Origin of the sequence: Neoroseomonas oryzicola (assembly GCF_012163135.1) — a bacterium.
Lineage (GTDB): Bacteria > Pseudomonadota > Alphaproteobacteria > Acetobacterales > Acetobacteraceae > Neoroseomonas > Neoroseomonas oryzicola.
This window is the reverse complement of the sequence record NZ_JAAVUP010000010.1, coordinates 71,471-85,983: the sequence shown is the minus strand read 5'-3', so window position 1 is coordinate 85,983 and position 14,513 is coordinate 71,471. Positions and strand designations below refer to the sequence as shown.

14 protein-coding genes are annotated in these 14,513 nt (G+C 72.3%); 9 read left to right on the top strand and 5 right to left on the bottom strand.

Features of this window, described 5'->3' with window-relative positions:
* Positions 1 to 409: 409 nt before the first annotated feature.
* Positions 410 to 1,519, bottom strand: coding sequence for an alpha/beta fold hydrolase (locus GWK15_RS21275; protein WP_168043405.1), 1,110 nt, complete (start codon positions 1,517 to 1,519; stop codon positions 410 to 412).
* 102 nt (positions 1,520 to 1,621) lie between these two features.
* Here GWK15_RS21275 and GWK15_RS21270 point away from each other — a divergent pair, with 102 nt between their 5' ends.
* From GWK15_RS21270 to GWK15_RS21260, 3 genes are all read left to right on the top strand, one after another.
* On the top strand, positions 1,622 to 3,148 hold the full coding sequence (locus tag GWK15_RS21270; protein ID WP_168043404.1) for a class I adenylate-forming enzyme family protein: 1,527 nt from the start codon (positions 1,622 to 1,624) through the stop codon (positions 3,146 to 3,148).
* A gap of 206 nt (positions 3,149 to 3,354) precedes the next feature.
* Positions 3,355 to 3,828 carry a peptidase S1 gene (locus tag GWK15_RS21265; protein ID WP_168043403.1) on the top strand — a complete coding sequence of 158 codons (474 nt, stop codon included), beginning with the start codon at positions 3,355 to 3,357 and terminating at the stop codon, positions 3,826 to 3,828.
* A gap of 99 nt (positions 3,829 to 3,927) precedes the next feature.
* Complete coding sequence (locus tag GWK15_RS21260) at positions 3,928 to 4,899, top strand: Bug family tripartite tricarboxylate transporter substrate binding protein (protein WP_168043402.1); 972 nt, start codon at positions 3,928 to 3,930, stop codon at positions 4,897 to 4,899.
* Between the two features lie 20 nt (positions 4,900 to 4,919).
* Here GWK15_RS21260 and GWK15_RS21255 read toward each other — a convergent pair whose 3' ends face one another.
* Positions 4,920 to 6,176, bottom strand: a complete 1,257-nt coding sequence (locus GWK15_RS21255; RefSeq protein ID WP_168043401.1) for a UbiH/UbiF/VisC/COQ6 family ubiquinone biosynthesis hydroxylase — start codon at positions 6,174 to 6,176, stop codon at positions 4,920 to 4,922.
* A 183-nt stretch (positions 6,177 to 6,359) separates the two neighbouring features.
* Between GWK15_RS21255 and GWK15_RS21250 the strand changes: the two genes are divergently transcribed.
* The 3 genes from GWK15_RS21250 (at position 6,360) to GWK15_RS21240 (ending at position 9,348) form a co-directional block, all read left to right on the top strand.
* Positions 6,360 to 6,698 (top strand): P-II family nitrogen regulator, encoded by a 339-nt coding sequence (locus tag GWK15_RS21250; protein WP_137125843.1) that lies wholly within the window; start codon positions 6,360 to 6,362, stop codon positions 6,696 to 6,698.
* Positions 6,699 to 6,709: 11 nt separating this feature from the next.
* Positions 6,710 to 8,077 carry an ammonium transporter gene (locus GWK15_RS21245; protein ID WP_168043400.1) on the top strand — a complete coding sequence of 456 codons (1,368 nt, stop codon included), beginning with the start codon at positions 6,710 to 6,712 and terminating at the stop codon, positions 8,075 to 8,077.
* A gap of 113 nt (positions 8,078 to 8,190) precedes the next feature.
* A complete protein-coding gene (locus GWK15_RS21240) occupies positions 8,191 to 9,348 on the top strand; it encodes an MFS transporter (RefSeq protein ID WP_168043399.1) in 1,158 nt (385 codons plus the stop codon).
* Between the two features lie 5 nt (positions 9,349 to 9,353).
* On the opposite strand, the gene GWK15_RS21235 is transcribed toward GWK15_RS21240, so the two are convergent.
* Positions 9,354 to 9,740, bottom strand: coding sequence for a carboxymuconolactone decarboxylase family protein (locus GWK15_RS21235; protein ID WP_168043398.1), 387 nt, complete (start codon positions 9,738 to 9,740; stop codon positions 9,354 to 9,356).
* A 71-nt stretch (positions 9,741 to 9,811) separates the two neighbouring features.
* On the bottom strand, positions 9,812 to 10,528 hold the full coding sequence (locus tag GWK15_RS21230) for a response regulator transcription factor (protein ID WP_168043397.1): 717 nt from the start codon (positions 10,526 to 10,528) through the stop codon (positions 9,812 to 9,814).
* Positions 10,529 to 10,819: 291 nt separating this feature from the next.
* Here GWK15_RS21230 and GWK15_RS21225 point away from each other — a divergent pair, with 291 nt between their 5' ends.
* Positions 10,820 to 11,992 carry a GTP cyclohydrolase II gene (locus tag GWK15_RS21225; protein WP_168043396.1) on the top strand — a complete coding sequence of 391 codons (1,173 nt, stop codon included), beginning with the start codon at positions 10,820 to 10,822 and terminating at the stop codon, positions 11,990 to 11,992.
* Positions 11,989 to 12,486: a L,D-transpeptidase family protein gene (locus tag GWK15_RS21220; protein WP_168043395.1), complete on the top strand. Its 498-nt coding sequence runs from the start codon at positions 11,989 to 11,991 to the stop codon at positions 12,484 to 12,486. The genes GWK15_RS21225 and GWK15_RS21220 overlap by 4 nt, the downstream gene beginning before the upstream one ends.
* Before the next feature lie 144 nt (positions 12,487 to 12,630).
* On the opposite strand, the gene GWK15_RS21215 is transcribed toward GWK15_RS21220, so the two are convergent.
* Positions 12,631 to 13,227 carry a hypothetical protein gene (locus GWK15_RS21215; protein WP_168043394.1) on the bottom strand — a complete coding sequence of 199 codons (597 nt, stop codon included), beginning with the start codon at positions 13,225 to 13,227 and terminating at the stop codon, positions 12,631 to 12,633.
* Positions 13,228 to 13,379: 152 nt separating this feature from the next.
* Between GWK15_RS21215 and GWK15_RS21210 the strand changes: the two genes are divergently transcribed.
* Positions 13,380 to 14,492 carry a glycosyltransferase family 4 protein gene (locus GWK15_RS21210; RefSeq protein ID WP_168043393.1) on the top strand — a complete coding sequence of 371 codons (1,113 nt, stop codon included), beginning with the start codon at positions 13,380 to 13,382 and terminating at the stop codon, positions 14,490 to 14,492.
* The last annotated feature ends 21 nt before the right edge of the window (positions 14,493 to 14,513 follow it).

Below are 14,513 nucleotides of genomic sequence, written 5' to 3'. Positions count from 1 at the left end.
GGCCGGGGAGGCCGAAGGGAGGGCGAGGCCCTCGCGCTCCGTCTCGGCGGGTTCGGCCATCGCGGGCAGAGGCGCCGGTGCCGAGAAGATCGCCAGCGACCGTCCGGCCCGCAGCCGGCGCAGGACGCGCCGCGCCCGCCGCGCGGAGGCGGCGGGAGCGTATGCGGCGAAGGGTGGGGCGGCGGGTTTGGTCACGGTCGCGTTGCGATTCTGCGACCCGATATCAATCACGGATTGCCGCGCGTTACTTAAGGATTCAGAAGCCGCGCCCCTCTCAAAACGGTCAATCTTCCGCGAGAATTCTCAAAACAAATACTGACGCGACCTCACGAATCACGTGATTCGCGTATCGGAAACAGAGTCCCTGGGCGATTCGCGTCATGCGTGTGTCGCGCCGTGGCTCCTCGGCTCAGCGCAGGAAGTCGCGCAGCAAGGCCACGGTCTCCTCCGGCTTCTCCTGCTGCACCCAATGGCCGGCGCCGGGCACCAGATGCGTGCCGCGCCAGTCCGAGGTCGCGGTGGTCGCCATCGCCTCGAGCGCGCCGGGTCCCTGGTGGATGCCCCAGTCGCGCGCGCCGCCGATGAAGGTGGCGGGCACGTCAATGCGCCGGCCGGCGAAGGCCTCCATTTCCATGTTCGTGCCGGTGAAGCGCGTGCGGTACCAGTTGAGCCCGCCCTGGAAGCCGCTGCGGCCGTATTCCTGCGCGTAGACCGCCATCTCCGCCTCGGTCATCCAGGCGCAGGCGGCGATCTGCGCGGGCGAGGGCATCTCGTGCGCGACCGTCTCGGGCATCGTCTCCGCCAGGTCCATCACGTAGTAGGTCGGCAGCTTCGCGAGTTCCTCGGCGGTCCAGCCCTTCAGCGGATGGACGTCGTTGCCGGCCCAGTCGCCCGACTTGTGGTGGTAGTAGGCACGGAAGAAGGCGTGCAGGCCCTGCGGGCAGGCCATCAGCTCTCCGTTCGCGCCGCGCTGCGCATAGTGCCAGTGGTAGTGCTTGCGCGGGCGCGGCAGCGCGGCGAGCGCCGGCGACACCCGCGTGACCGCGGCCGAGCGATGGTCCCCGATGCGCGGCGCGCCGGCATGCGGCGCGCTCATCAGCGCGACGCGGCGGAAGACGTCGGGGCGCACCAGCGCGCAATGCGCCGCGACCGGCGATCCGAAATCGTGCCCGATCACGGCATGGACATGCTCGATGCCGAGCGCGCCGAGCAGCGCCAGCTGGTCGCGGATCAGGTTCAGCATCGCGAAGGGCCGGAGGTCCGCGTCGTAGGAATCGTCCCAGCCGGTGGTGCGGCCATAGCCGCGCTGGTCCGGGGCGATGACGTGGAAGCCCATCTCCGCGAGCGGCAGCATCACCTTGCGCCAGGAATAGGCGAGCTCGGGGAAGCCGTGCAGCAGCAGCAGCGCCGGGCGCCCGGCCTCGCCGGCCTCGAGCAGGTGCATCGTCAGGCCGTTGATGTCCTCGACGAAGCGGCTGCGGATGCCCTCGGGCAGGGTCGGGTGGCGCAGCGGGTCCATGGTCGTTCCTCCGGGTGTTGCACGCATCCCGCCCGCCTTGCGCGCGGCGATCAAGCCCCCCGCGGTTTGACGCGCCGCGCCGCGGCGACGAACCTCCGCGCCATGCGGGATGGAATTGCCTGGTCGAACGACCTTCTCACCTTGTCTTCGCGCTTCGCGGACCGTGTCGCGGTCACCGACGGCGCGGCCACGATGGATTTCGCGACGCTGTCGGCGCGCGCGCATGCGCTGGCGCGGCGGCTGCAGGCGGCGGGCGTCGCCCCCGGCGCGCCGGTCGCCACACTTGTGCCGAACGGCGTCGACGCGCCCTGGGTCAGCGCGGGCGTCACGATCTCGGGCGCCTGCGAGGTGGTGGTGAACGCCCATTCGACGGATGCGGAGATCGGCTGGTTCGCCGAACTCGCGGGCTTCCGCTGCGTCATGGCCCCGGCGGCGCAGGGCGCGCGGCTCGCAGCGCTCGGCCTCGAGCCCTGGGCGATCGAGGAGATCGCGCCGGAACCCCCGGCGGCGCGGCTGCCCGCGGTGCCGGCCGAGGCCTGGGGGCGGATCCTGTTCACCTCGGGCACCACGGGCCGGCCCAAGGGCATCGTGCACACCCATGGCGGGCGCTGGACGGCGCACCTGCTGCAGCGGGCGGTGCTGCCCTTCACGCCCGGCCGCGGCGACCGCGTGCTGCTGATGACGCCCTTCGTGCACGGCGCCTCCCTGATCAGCGCCGCCTGGCTGGAGCAGGGCGCGGAGGTGGTGCTGCAGGACGGCGTGAAGGCCGAGGCCGTGCTGCCGGTGCTCGAAGCCGGGCCGTCCGCGATCTTCGCCCCGCCGACGGTGCTCGCGAAGATCCTCTCGCTGTTCCCCGGGCGGCGCTTCGAGGGCGTGCGCTGCATCTTCACCGGCACCTCGACGCTGTCGCGGGAGCTGTGGCGCCGCGCGGCCGAGGCCTTCGGCCCGGTGGTGCGCATCACCTACGGCATGAGCGAATGCTTCAACCCCATCACCGTGCTCGAACCGCCCGAGGTCGCGGAGGTGATGGCCGCTCCCGATGCGGGCCTCGGCGCCTGCCTCGGCTGGCCGGCGCCGGGCGTCGAGATCGACATCCGCGGCGAGGACGGCGCGGCGCTGCCGCCGGGCGAGGCCGGGGAGATCTGGCTGCGCGGGCGGCACATGAATGCCGGCACCATCACGGCGGCGGGCTTCGCGGCGCGCCCGCCCGGCGCCTGGCATCGCACCGGCGACCTCGGCGCCATCGATGCGCGCGGCCGGCTGCGCCTGTCGGGCCGCGCGGCGGATGTGATGAAGACCGGCGGCTACCGCGTGCATCCCGGCGAGATCGAATCCGTGCTCGACGGCGCGGCGGGTGGGCGGGCGATCTGCGTGCTCGGCATCCCGTCGGACTATTGGGGCGAGGTGATCGTCGGCGTCGCCGAAGCCCCTGCGCCGGGCTGGGAGGCGGAGGTGGAGGGGCGCGTCGCCTCGCTCGCGCGCCACAAGCGGCCGCGGGCCTGGATCGCGCTGCCGGAACTGCCGCGCAACGCACAGGGCAAGGTCGTGCGCGCGCGGGTGCGCGACGCGGTGCTCGCTGGCCTGGTGCTCGAGGACGGGCCGCATCCGCGCCTGGTGGCGCGCGCGTAGCCCTCGGCCGCTTCCGCCCCGCGCGGCGCGACCCCGGCGCTGCGTGATCGGAACATGCCCCGGCGGCCCCTTGTGGCGCGCGCGCTGCAGCCCTCAGGCAAAAGCCGGCATGCGGGCCGGATGACGCTCCGGTCACGCGGAATCCACTTGCCGCCGCCGGCCACCGGCGGAATGATCCCGTCCGCCCAAAAATTGGAGGACTGGACATGTTTTCGAGACGAATGTTGCTCGGCGCCGCGGCACTTCTGGCCATCGGCGCGGGCGGCGTGGCCGCGCAGAACTACAACATGCCGCCGTCCTTCGGCACGGCGAACCTGCGCTTCAACTTCGCCCCCGACCCCTTCGTGGTGAACGTGACCGCGGGCGGCAACATCCCCGCCGAGCGCATCGGCGGCGCGGGCTGCGTGGGGTCCATCGCGCAGGCGCCCGACGTGCGGCTGAACTACCAGGCGGGCGGCGGGCTGCCCCTCTACATCGCCGCGCAGTCGCGCTTCGACGTGACGCTGGTGGTCAACCTCCCGAACGGGCAGTGGGTCTGCAACGACGACTTCATCGGCACCAATCCGGGCATGGTCTTCCGCCAGCCGATGTCGGGCCAGTACGACATCTGGGTCGGTCATTACGATCGCGGCCGCGGCGTGCCGACGCAGCTCATCATCTCGGAAATGCCGCCGCGCTGAACCCGCGCCGTGCCCCGCCCTTGTGGCGCGGGGCGCGGCGTGCTGTAGCGGGCACAGGAGCGGGCCAACCCGCCCATTGACTTGGGAGAGACGTCAGGCATGCGCATCACTCGCCGCGCGACATTCGCGCTCACCGCCCTTGGCCTGCCGGGTATCGCCGCGGCGCAGGCGCCGTGGCCGAACCGTCCGCTCCGCATGGTCATCCCCTGGCCGCCGGGCCAGGCGACGGACCTCGCCGGCCGCGTCATCGCGCAGCGCCTGCAGGAAAAGCTCGGCCAGCCCGTGGTGCCCGAGAACCGCGCCGGCGCGGGCGGGACCATCGGCACCGACGTCGTCGCGAAATCCGCGCCCGACGGATACACGCTGCTCGCCGGGTCCTCGGGGCCCTTCACCATCTCGCCGCTGCTGCAGCGCCTGCCCTACGACACGTCGCGCGACCTGGCGCCGATCGCGATGTGGGGCGTCTCGCCCTACCTGCTCGTCGTGAAGCCCGACTTCCCGGCGAACACCGTCGCGGAATTCGTCGCGCTGATGAAGGCGCGCCCGGGGCATTATTCCTTCGGCTCCTCGGGCACCGCCGCGACGGCGCACCTGATCATCGAGGCGTTCAACGCCCGCGCCGGGATCGATGCGCTGCATGTGCCCTTCGCCGGCAGCGCGCCGTCGATGACCGCGCTGATCGGCGGGCAGATCAACTACTCGATCGAGACCATGGCCGCGACCTACCCGCTGGTGCGGCAGGGCGCGCTGAAGGCGCTCGGCGTCTCGCTGAAGGACGGCACGAGCCTCGCGCGCGACATCGCGCCCTTCGCCCGCACGCCGGGCTTCGAGGGCTTCGACGCCGGCGCCTGGGTGGGCCTGGTGGCGCGCGCCGGCACCCCCGCGCCGATCGCCGACCGCTTGGCGCAGGAGGTCGAGACGGGCATGGCCGACCCGACCGTGCGCGGCCGCTTCGAGAGCATCTTCGTCGAGCCCGCGCCGCGCGGCCCGGCGGCTTTCGCGGGCTACCTCCAGGAACAGCGCGACCTGTTCAAGGGCATCATCGAGCGGCAGAACATCCGGCTCGACTGAGCCCGCGCGGCGCGGGCGTGTCAGTCCGCGCCCGCCAGCGTCTGCCCGCCGAGCAGCCCGCCCGTCGTGCTGCCGAAGCCCATCGCCCGCTGCGCGAAGAAGCGCTTCAGCCGCGGCATCCGGTCCACCGCCGCGATGCCGAGGCGCCGCGCGAGGCGCACCGGCGGCAGGCGCGAGGTGAACAGCCGTTCGAGCGCATGGGTCGCGCCGAGCATCAGCAGCCCGTCGGGCCGCCGCGCCGCCTGGTAGCGCGCGAGCAGCGCGGCGGCGCCCGGATCCTCGCCGGCGTTCACCGCCTCGATCACCAGTTCCGCCAGCGCCGCGACGTCGCGGAAGCCGAGGTTGAGGCCCTGGCCCGCGATCGGGTGGATGCCGTGCGCGGCATCGCCGACAAGGGCCAGGCGCTCGGCCACGTAGCGTTCCGCATGCATGGCCGAGAGCGGATAGGACCAGCGGCGCCCGATCGGCGTGACGGCGCCGAGGTGGTCGCCCATCCGCGCGGCGATCTGCCGCCCATAAGCCGGATCGTCCATGGCGAGCGCCGCCTTCGCGATGGCGGTGCGCTCGGTCCAGACGATGGCGCTGACGTTCGGATGGCCGGGGATGCCCTGCATCGGCAGCTGGGCGAAGGGGCCGTGGGGCAGGAACTGCTCCAGTGCGACGTTGTGGTGCGGCTTCTCATGCGCGACGGCGCCGACGATGCCCATGCAGTGGTAGTCGAGCCGCGTCGCGGGGATGCCGGCCTCGCGCCGCAGCGGCGAATTGCGGCCCTCGGCGCCGACGACCAGCCGCGCATGGATCTCCTGCCCGGATGACAGGCGGATGATCGCGCCCAAGGCAGACCGCTCGACCGTCGCCTGGGCGGGCGCGAAGACCGACAGGCCGGGCAGGGCGGGCAGGCGGGCGTTGAGCGCGACGCGCAGCGCGCGGGCCTCGACCATCCAGCCGAAGGGGTCCTCGCCCACCTCGGCATGGTCGAAATGCAGCGACAGCCGGGAGGCGCGCTCGCCCGGCCGGCCGTCCGCGACGCGGATGGCGAGGATCGGGCAGGGTTCCTCGGGCAGCCGGTCCCACACGCCGGCGGCGGCCAGCAGCCGTTTCGAGGTCAGCGCGATGGCGTAGGCGCGCCCGTCGAAGGCCGGCAGTTCCATGGGCGGCAGGGGGGCGGCGTCGACCACGGCGGTCCGCACGCCGCCCGCGGCGAGCGCGGCGGCGAGGGTGGCGCCGACCGGGCCGGCGCCGATGATGCAGGTCTCGACGTCGATGGGCTTGGTCATGGCGCCAATCTAGGCCGCTCCCGCCCGCGCACCAGTCTGCGCGCGCTTTAGGCAGACGCACAATCCGCGGGCATCGCCATGGCCGGGGGGTCTTTCAGCCTGCGGGGGACGGGCCGCGCGGCTGTGGCACGGGTCTTGGAAGCCACCTTGCCCAGTTCGCCCAGGAGAGGATCGAGACGGGCCATGAAACTGGTGATGGCAGTCATCAAGCCCTTCAAGCTTGACGAGGTGCGCGAGGCGCTCACCCCGCTGGGCGTGCAGGGTCTGACGGTGACCGAGGTGAAGGGGTTCGGCCGGCAGAAGGGCCAGACCGAGATCTATCGCGGTGCCGAATACCACGTGAGCTTCCTGCCCAAGGTGAAGATCGAGGTCACCGTGCCGGACGAGCTGGCCGACGCGGTGGTCGAGGCGATCGCGACGACCGCGCGCACCGGCAAGATCGGCGACGGCAAGATCTTCGTCCTCGATGTGGAGCGCGCGCTGCGCATCCGCACGGGCGAGACCGACGGCTCGGCCCTGTGAGGCGCCGCACCATGACCGGAAAGGATCTGACGACAGTGAAGCGCATCTTCGCGCGCTGCGGCCTGGCCGCGGCCACCCTCATGCTCGCGGCGATGCCCGCGATGGCGGAAGACGCCAAGGTGGACACCGGCGACGCCGCCTGGATGCTCACCTCCACCGCGCTCGTGCTGATGATGACGGTGCCGGGCGTCGCACTCTTCTACGCGGGCATGGTCCGCAAGAAGAACGTGCTCGCCACCATGATGCAGTCCTTCTTCATCACCGCGCTGGTGACGGTGCTCTGGATGGTGGCGGGCTATTCGATCGCGTTCGGCGACGGCGGCACCTATTCGGCCTATGTCGGCGACTTCTCGAAGATCCTGCTGTCCGGCATCTCGGAGAACTGGGACAAGCCCTTCACGCTCGGCACGGGCGACGGGGCGGTGGCCTTCACCATCCCCGAGAGCATCTTCCTGATGTTCCAGATGACCTTCGCGATCATTACCGCGGCGCTGATCACCGGCGCGGTGGCGGACCGCATGAAGTTCTCGGCGCTGGTGATGTTCGTCACCCTGTGGACGCTGCTGGTCTACAGCCCGATCGCGCATTGGGTCTGGCATCCGAATGGCTGGCTGTTCGGCCTCGGCGCGCTCGACTTCGCGGGCGGCACGGTCGTGCACATCAACGCCGGCGTGGCAGGCCTGGTCGCGGCGATCGTGCTCGGCAAGCGCGTGGGCTACGGCAGCGAGAACATGGCGCCGTTCAACCTCGGCCTCGCGGTGATCGGCGCTTCGCTTCTGTGGGTGGGCTGGTTCGGCTTCAACGCCGGCTCGGCCGGGTCCTCGGGCGGCGGGCGCGCGGGCATGGCGATGCTGGTCACGCAGATCGCGGCCGGCGGCGCGGTGCTGTCCTGGACCTTCGCGGAGTGGATGATCAAGGGGAAGCCCTCGGTGCTCGGCGCGATCTCGGGCGCGGTGGCGGGCCTGGTCGCCATCACCCCGGCGGCGGGCTTCGTGCTGCCGGGTGCGGCGCTGATCATCGGCCTGGTCGCGGGCCTCGCGGGCCTGTGGGGCGCGACCGCGCTCAAGCATGCGCTCGGCTACGACGACAGCCTCGACGCCTTCGGCGTGCATGGCATCTGCGGCATCGTCGGCGCGCTGCTGGTCGGCTTCCTCTCCTACGGGCCGCTCTCGGCGACGACGGCCGCGCCGGACGGCAGCCCGGGCGGGATGGAGCAGTTCATCAAGCAGTGCACCGCGGTCGGCGCGACCATCGTCTTCACCGCGGTGGCGACCTTCATCATCCTCAAGATCACCGACGTGGTGATCGGCCTGCGCGTGAGCGAGGAAGAGGAGCGCGAGGGCCTCGACGTGACGATGCACGGCGAGCGCATCAACTGAACATGACCCGCCTCGGCGGGTGAGCGAAGGGGGCGCGGCGGGCACATCCGCCGCGCCCTTTTTCATGCGTCGCCCCATTGCTGCCCGCCGCCACGACGCATAAGCAGCGTCGCATGAGTCTTGGTCGCTGGGGCGACGTCGGGGTGCTGGCCCTGGCGCGGGTTTCGATGGGCGCGCAGCTGCAGGTGGTCGGCGCGCTCGGGCCGCTGCTGATCGGCGGCCTGGTCGCGGATTGGGCGGCGCTCGGCACCCTGATCGGCACCTATTCGCTGGCCGGCGTCTTCGTCGCCCTGCCGGCCGGCTGGCTGCTGGCGCGCTTCGGCGACCGCGTCGTGCTGCTCGGCGGGGTCGGGCTGATGGCGCTGGGGGGCGTGGTCCTCGCGCTGGCGCCGGACTTCACCGCGGCGCTCGCCGGGCGGCTCGTCTCGGGCGTGGGCGGCGCGCTGCTCACCATCGCCGGGGCGAAGATGGTGCTCGACCGCTTCAGCGGTGCGGCGGTCGCGCTCGCCATGGGCATGATGCTGATGGCCTGGCCCTTCGGCATCGGCCTCGCGCTGCTGGTGCTGCCGATGCTGGGGCAGGACTGGCGGACGGGGCTGTGGCTGTCGGCGGGGTTCTGCTCGCTCGCCTTCGTGCTGGTGATGCTGACCGTGCAGGGCGGCGGGCCGCAGGCGGCCACGCAGCGGCGCATGTGGCTGCTGCGCGAGGAATGGCGGCCGCTGATCGCGCTCGGCGTCGTCTGGGCGGGCTACAACGCGTCCTTCGCCGTCGCGGTGGGCTTCACGCCGGCATTCCTGGTCGCACAGGGGCTGAGCCGCGCCGAGGCCGGGGCGCTCGCCTCGCTGATCGGCTTTTCCATCCTGCCGCTGCAGCCGATGGGCGGGGCGATCGCGGAACGGCTCGGCCGGCCGATGCTGGTCTGCGTGCTGTGCCTGCTCGGCATGGTGGGCGCGCTCGCGGCGACGGCGGCCGGGGCGCCGGCCTGGCTGACCCTGCCGGCCTTCGGCCTGCTGGCGGCCCCGCCCTCGAGCCTGATCATGGCCTTCGCCGGCCGCGCGCTCTCGGCCGAGAGCCGGGCCTTCGGCATGGGCGTCCACTACACGCTGTTCTACCTCGGCCTTGCGCTGCTGCCGCCCTTCGCGGGCTTCGTGCGCGACCTGACCGGGGCGCCGGCGGCCCCGCTGCTGACCGCCGCGGGATTCCTCGCGATCTGCGTCACCGCGCTCGGCGTCTATGCGGCGGCGATGCGCGGGCGGGGCGCCGCCGCGTAGCGGGGCTATTCGAAGGCCGGGTCGACCGGCACGCGCAGCGCCTCGGCCAGGCGGTTCGTCTCGGCGGCCATGGCGATCACCGCGAGCAACTCGCCATGCATCGCCTCCGTCATGCCCTTCGCCTTCGCCGCCGCTGTGTGGGAGGCGATGCAGTAGGTGCAGCCCGACGCGGCCGAGGCGGCGAGGTACAGCATCTCCTTGGTCAGCGGGTCGAGCGCGCCGGGGGCCATCACCTCCTTCAGGCTCTCCCAGGTGCGGGCGAGCGTGGGCGGGTGGATGGCGAGCGCCTTCCAGAAGTTGTTCACGTCGGGGACGCCGCGCCGGGCCTTGATGTCGTCATAGACCGCCCGGACCTCGGGCGGCGCGTCGGCATGGTCGATCAGGCGGGTCATGGTCCCTCCGCTGCGGCTGGAGGGCGATGATGGCAGCCGCGCGCGGGCCTGTCCTGCCCGCGCGCCGGGGGTCAGCCGGCCTCGGCCTCGCTCGTCTGCTCGAGGCGATAGCCGCCGGCCTCGGTCAGCAGGATGCGCGTCTCGGCCGGGTTGGGCTCGATCTTCTGGCGCAGCCGGTAGATGTGCGTCTCGAGCGTATGGGTGGTGACGTTGCTGTTGTAGCCCCACACGTCGTTCAGCAGCACGTTGCGCGGCACCGGCCGCCCGCCCGCCCGGTAGAGGAACTTGAGGATCGCCGCCTCCTTCTCGGTCAGGCGGATCCGCTTATTCCGCGCGGCGTCGTGCAGCTGCTTGGCCGCGGGGCGGAACAGGTAGGGCCCGACCTTGAAGACCGCGTCCTCGCTGCTGTCGTAGCCGCGCAGCTGGGCGCGCATGCGGGCGAGCAGCTCGTTCAGCCGGAAGGGCTTGGCGATGTAGTCGTTGGCCCCGGCGTCGAGGCCGCTGACGATGTCGCTCTCGCTGTCCGAGCCGGTCAGCATGATGACCGGCATCCGCAGGCCGAGCCGTCGCATCCGGGCGCAGAAGTCGCGCCCGTCGCCATCCGGCAGGCGGATGTCGAGCAGCACCAGGTCGAATCGCGCGCCCTCGGTGCCGAGTTTCGCATCGGCCTCGGCCAGCGTCCCGGCCTCGGCGATGGCGAATTCGCCCTCGAGTGCGAGCTGTTCGGCCAGTGTCGCCAGCAGTGCCGGATCGTCGTCCACGATGAGTACCGGGCGCGGACCGGTCATGCGCAGCTATCCCCCACGTCGGAAATCCTGTGATGCGAACCCGATACTGGCAGGTTTACATCCCCCTTGGCAGAGGTATGGCCGTTCGCGAACCAATCTGCCAGATATCAAGTTACCGTCCGCGCACACTCGCGGATCTGTGATGGACTGTTTGCGCATCTGGACGACGGCGCAGTGCGTACCACATCGCGGAGGCAGGGTGGACAGGAGCAGTCCTGGCCCCGCCGCCCGATGCCATGGGCACGCCACATTCGGCGCGCGCCATGGGAGCAAGGAATGGAACGCCCCACGATGACCCCTCCCGGTCCCAGCACCGCCGAGCAGATCGCCGACGTCCCGGTCGCCCTGGACCCGACCGTCCTCGCCCTGCGCCGCGTCCACCGCGCGGTGGCGGAGCTGCGGCGCGGGACGCCGGTGGTGATCTCGGGCCCGGATGGCTGCCTCGTGGTCGCGGCGGCCGAGACGGTGGGCGCCCGTGGCCTGGGCGAACTGGCCGAGGCGGCGCTGACGGCGCCGGTGCTGCTGCTCGCCCCCGTGCGGGCGGCGGCCGTGCTGCAGCGCCCGGTGCCCCATGCGGCGGAAGACGAAGGCGCGGTCGCGCTGCGCCTGCCGCCCGCGCTGCTGGCGCCCGAGGCGCTGCGCAGCCTGGCCGACCCGGTCGCCGAGCGCCTGTTGCCGGAACAGCCCGAGCGGGTCACCGCGCCGGCGCTGGCGCAGCCGGCGATTGCGCTGGCCAAGCTCGGGCGGCTGCTGCCGGCGCTGGTCGCCGCGCCGGCCACCGAGGGGGCGGCGGCGCGGCTCGGCCTGCTCGGCGTCCAGGCGGCCGACGTGCTGGGCTATCCGGCCTCGGCCGCGACCAGCCTAGCCCGCGTGGCGGAGGCGCGCGTGCCGCTCGAGGATGCGGCCGAGGCGCGGATCGTCGCCTTCCGCGCCGCGGATGGCGGCATCGAGCACCTCGCGATCCTGGTCGGCACGCCGGAGAAGACGGCGGCCGAGGGCGGCGCGCCGCTGGTGCGCGCCCATTCGGAATGCTTCACCGGCGACCTGCTGGGCAGCCTGCGCTGCGATTGCGGGCCGCAGCTGCGCGGGGCCATCGCGCGCATGGCGCGGGACCCGGCGGGCGGCGTGCTGCTCTACCTCGCGCAGGAAGGGCGGGGCATCGGCCTCGTGAACAAGCTGCGGGCCTATACGCTGCAGGACCAGGGCCTCGACACGCTCGATGCCAACCGGGCGCTGGGCTACGGGGCAGATGAGCGCAACTTCCTCGTCGCCGCGACCATGCTGCGCGCGGTGGGCGTGGAGCGGGTGCGGCTGCTGACCAACAACCCCGACAAGATCGAGGGCCTGTCCGCCTGCGGCATCGAGGTGCTGGGCCGGGAGGCGCATGTCTTCGACCCCAACGGGATCAATGACGGCTACCTCAAGACCAAGGCGCTGCGCTTCGGCCACCTGCTGCCCGAATGAGCGGCACCGCCCGGGTCACCCCGGACGGGCTGCTGCGCTTCCGGGGTGAGACGCTGCGCTGCGCCCTGGGCAAGGGCGGCATCCGCGCCGACAAGCAGGAAGGGGATGGCGCGACGCCGGTCGGGCTGCTGCCGCTGCGCAGGGTGCTGTGGCGTGCCGATCGCGGGCCGCGCCCGCGCTGCGCGGTGCCGGCCGAACCGATCGCGCCCGAGGATGGCTGGTGCGACGATCCCGCCCATGCCGACTACAACAAGGCCGTGCGCCTGCCGCATCCGGGCCGCCATGAGCGGCTGTGGCGCGAGGATGCCGTCTACGACGTGATCGGCGTGCTCGGCTGGAACGACGCGCCGGTGCGGCGCGGGCGCGGCAGCGCGATCTTCCTGCACGTGGCGCGGCCGGACCTTGCACCGACCGAAGGCTGCGTGGCGCTGCCCGAGAAGGAGCTGCGCCGCCTGCTCGAGGCCGGGCTCACCGCGGTCGAAATTGTCGGCTGACCGCGGCTCAGCCTCGATGTGACAAGTCCGGCACCGGCCCGCACCCCCGCCCGACCATCCATTGCAGGATACTGACGTGGGTGGCCGGGCGGGGGTGCGGGCCGGTGCCGGAATGCGCCGAGAGGCGCATTCTCAAACCGACCCTCAGCGCAGCAGGTTGCCGTTCATGAACTCGTTCTTGCCGAGGCGCCAATATTCCTGCCCCTGCTCGTTGAAGGCCGGCAGGGCGCGGTAGGGGACGGAGACGGTCTGGCCGTCGATCTCGCGGTCGATGGTGCCGGTGAGCGCCTGCAACACCACGGGGGTGAAGCGCTTCCAGCGCCCGTCATCCAGGGCGACATAGGCGACGAGCTGTTCCTCCGTCGCGACGCGCATGTCCTCGTCGCTGATGTCGGCGGGGCCGGCGCGGCGGGCACCGGGCGGCAGCTTCGAATCGTCCCGGCCATGCGTGTGGTAGAAGGCGATCGGCGTCGTATTGGCCGGGCAGCCGCGGTTGGGCTTGAGGTATCGGCCGAGCTTGTCCTTGTTGAAGCCCATGTCGATCTTCTCATGCGTGCCGGGCTCGAACTCGACATAGCCGAGCTTGCCCGACTGGTTATGCCGATGGACCGTGCCGCCGCGTTCCCGCTGGTCGCCCTTCGACTGCGGCAGCAGCACCTTGAGGCGCCCTTCCACGAGCCGCTCGATGGCGACGCCGTCCTGCGTGGTGGCCTTCGACTGACCTGTGCCCTGGCCTGCCATGGAATTCCTCCGTGCATCGCGGGGTGGCGGGCCGCCCGACCGGGCGGGCCTGCGCGCGGGAGACTCTCACAGATCCGGGCGGAGGCTGCCGATGATTCATTTCACCCGCCGGCGCGTTCCCCCGCGGCGCGAAACCGCCTAATCCCGCGGGCATGAAGATCTGCGAGATCACCAATGTCGACTTCTCCCTGCGGCATTTCCTGCTGCCGGTGATGCGCGGCGCCCGGGCGCGCGGGCATGAGGTGGTCGGCGTCTGCGCCGAGGGGCCGCTGCTCGACATCCCCCGCGCCGAGGGGTTCCGGATCGAGACGGTGCCGATGGCGCGCAGCCTCAACCCCGTGCCGCAGGGCCGTGCCCTTCGCGCGCTGGTCGACCTGTTCCGGCGGGAGAAGTTCGACCTGGTCCACGCGCACATGCCGATCAGCGGGCTGCTCGGGCGTGCCGCGGCCAAGGCGGCGGGCGTGCCGCGGATCGCCTATACCTGCCACGGCTTCCTGTTCAACCAGCCGGGGCCGTGGTGGCGGCGGCAGCTCTCGCTGCGGCTCGAGCAGCTCGGCGGGCGGATGACCGACGTCTTCCTCACGGTCAGCGAGGAGGAGGCGGCCGATGCCCGGCGCCTCGGCATCCATCGCGAGGCGGTGGCGGTGCTGAACGGGCGCGACCCCGCGATCTACCACCCGGATGCCGAGGCGCGCGCGACGATCCGCGCGGAGCTCGGCGCTGCGGAGGATGACTGCGTCATCGTCATCGTCTCCCGCCTGGTGCGCCACAAGGGCCACCCGGAACTGCTCCGCGCCATGGAGGCGACGCCGCCCAACGCCGTGCTCTGGGTGGTCGGCGAACGGCTCGCCTCGGACCATGGCGAGGACCTCGAGCCGCATTTCGCCCGCGCCGAGGCGGCGATGGGCCGGCGGATCCGGCGCCTGGGCTACCGCCACGATGTCGGGCGGATCCTCGCGGCCGCCGACGTCTTCTGCCTCCCTTCCCATTTCGAGGGCCTGCCGATGAGCGTCATCGAGGCGATGATGACCGGCCTGCCGGTGGTCGCGACCGACACGCGCGGCCCGCGCGAGCAGGTGGTGGACGGGCAGACCGGCTACCTGGTGCCGCCGATGCAGGACGGTCCGCTCGGCGTCGCGCTGTCGCGGCTCGCCGCCGACCCGGCGCTGCGGGCGCGGATGGGCGCGGCGGGCCGGGCGAGGGCGCTGGACCGCTTCGACGAGGCGAAGGTCATCGGCCGGACCCTGGACCTGCTGGGCCTGTGATGCCGGGCGTCGCGGCCAAGA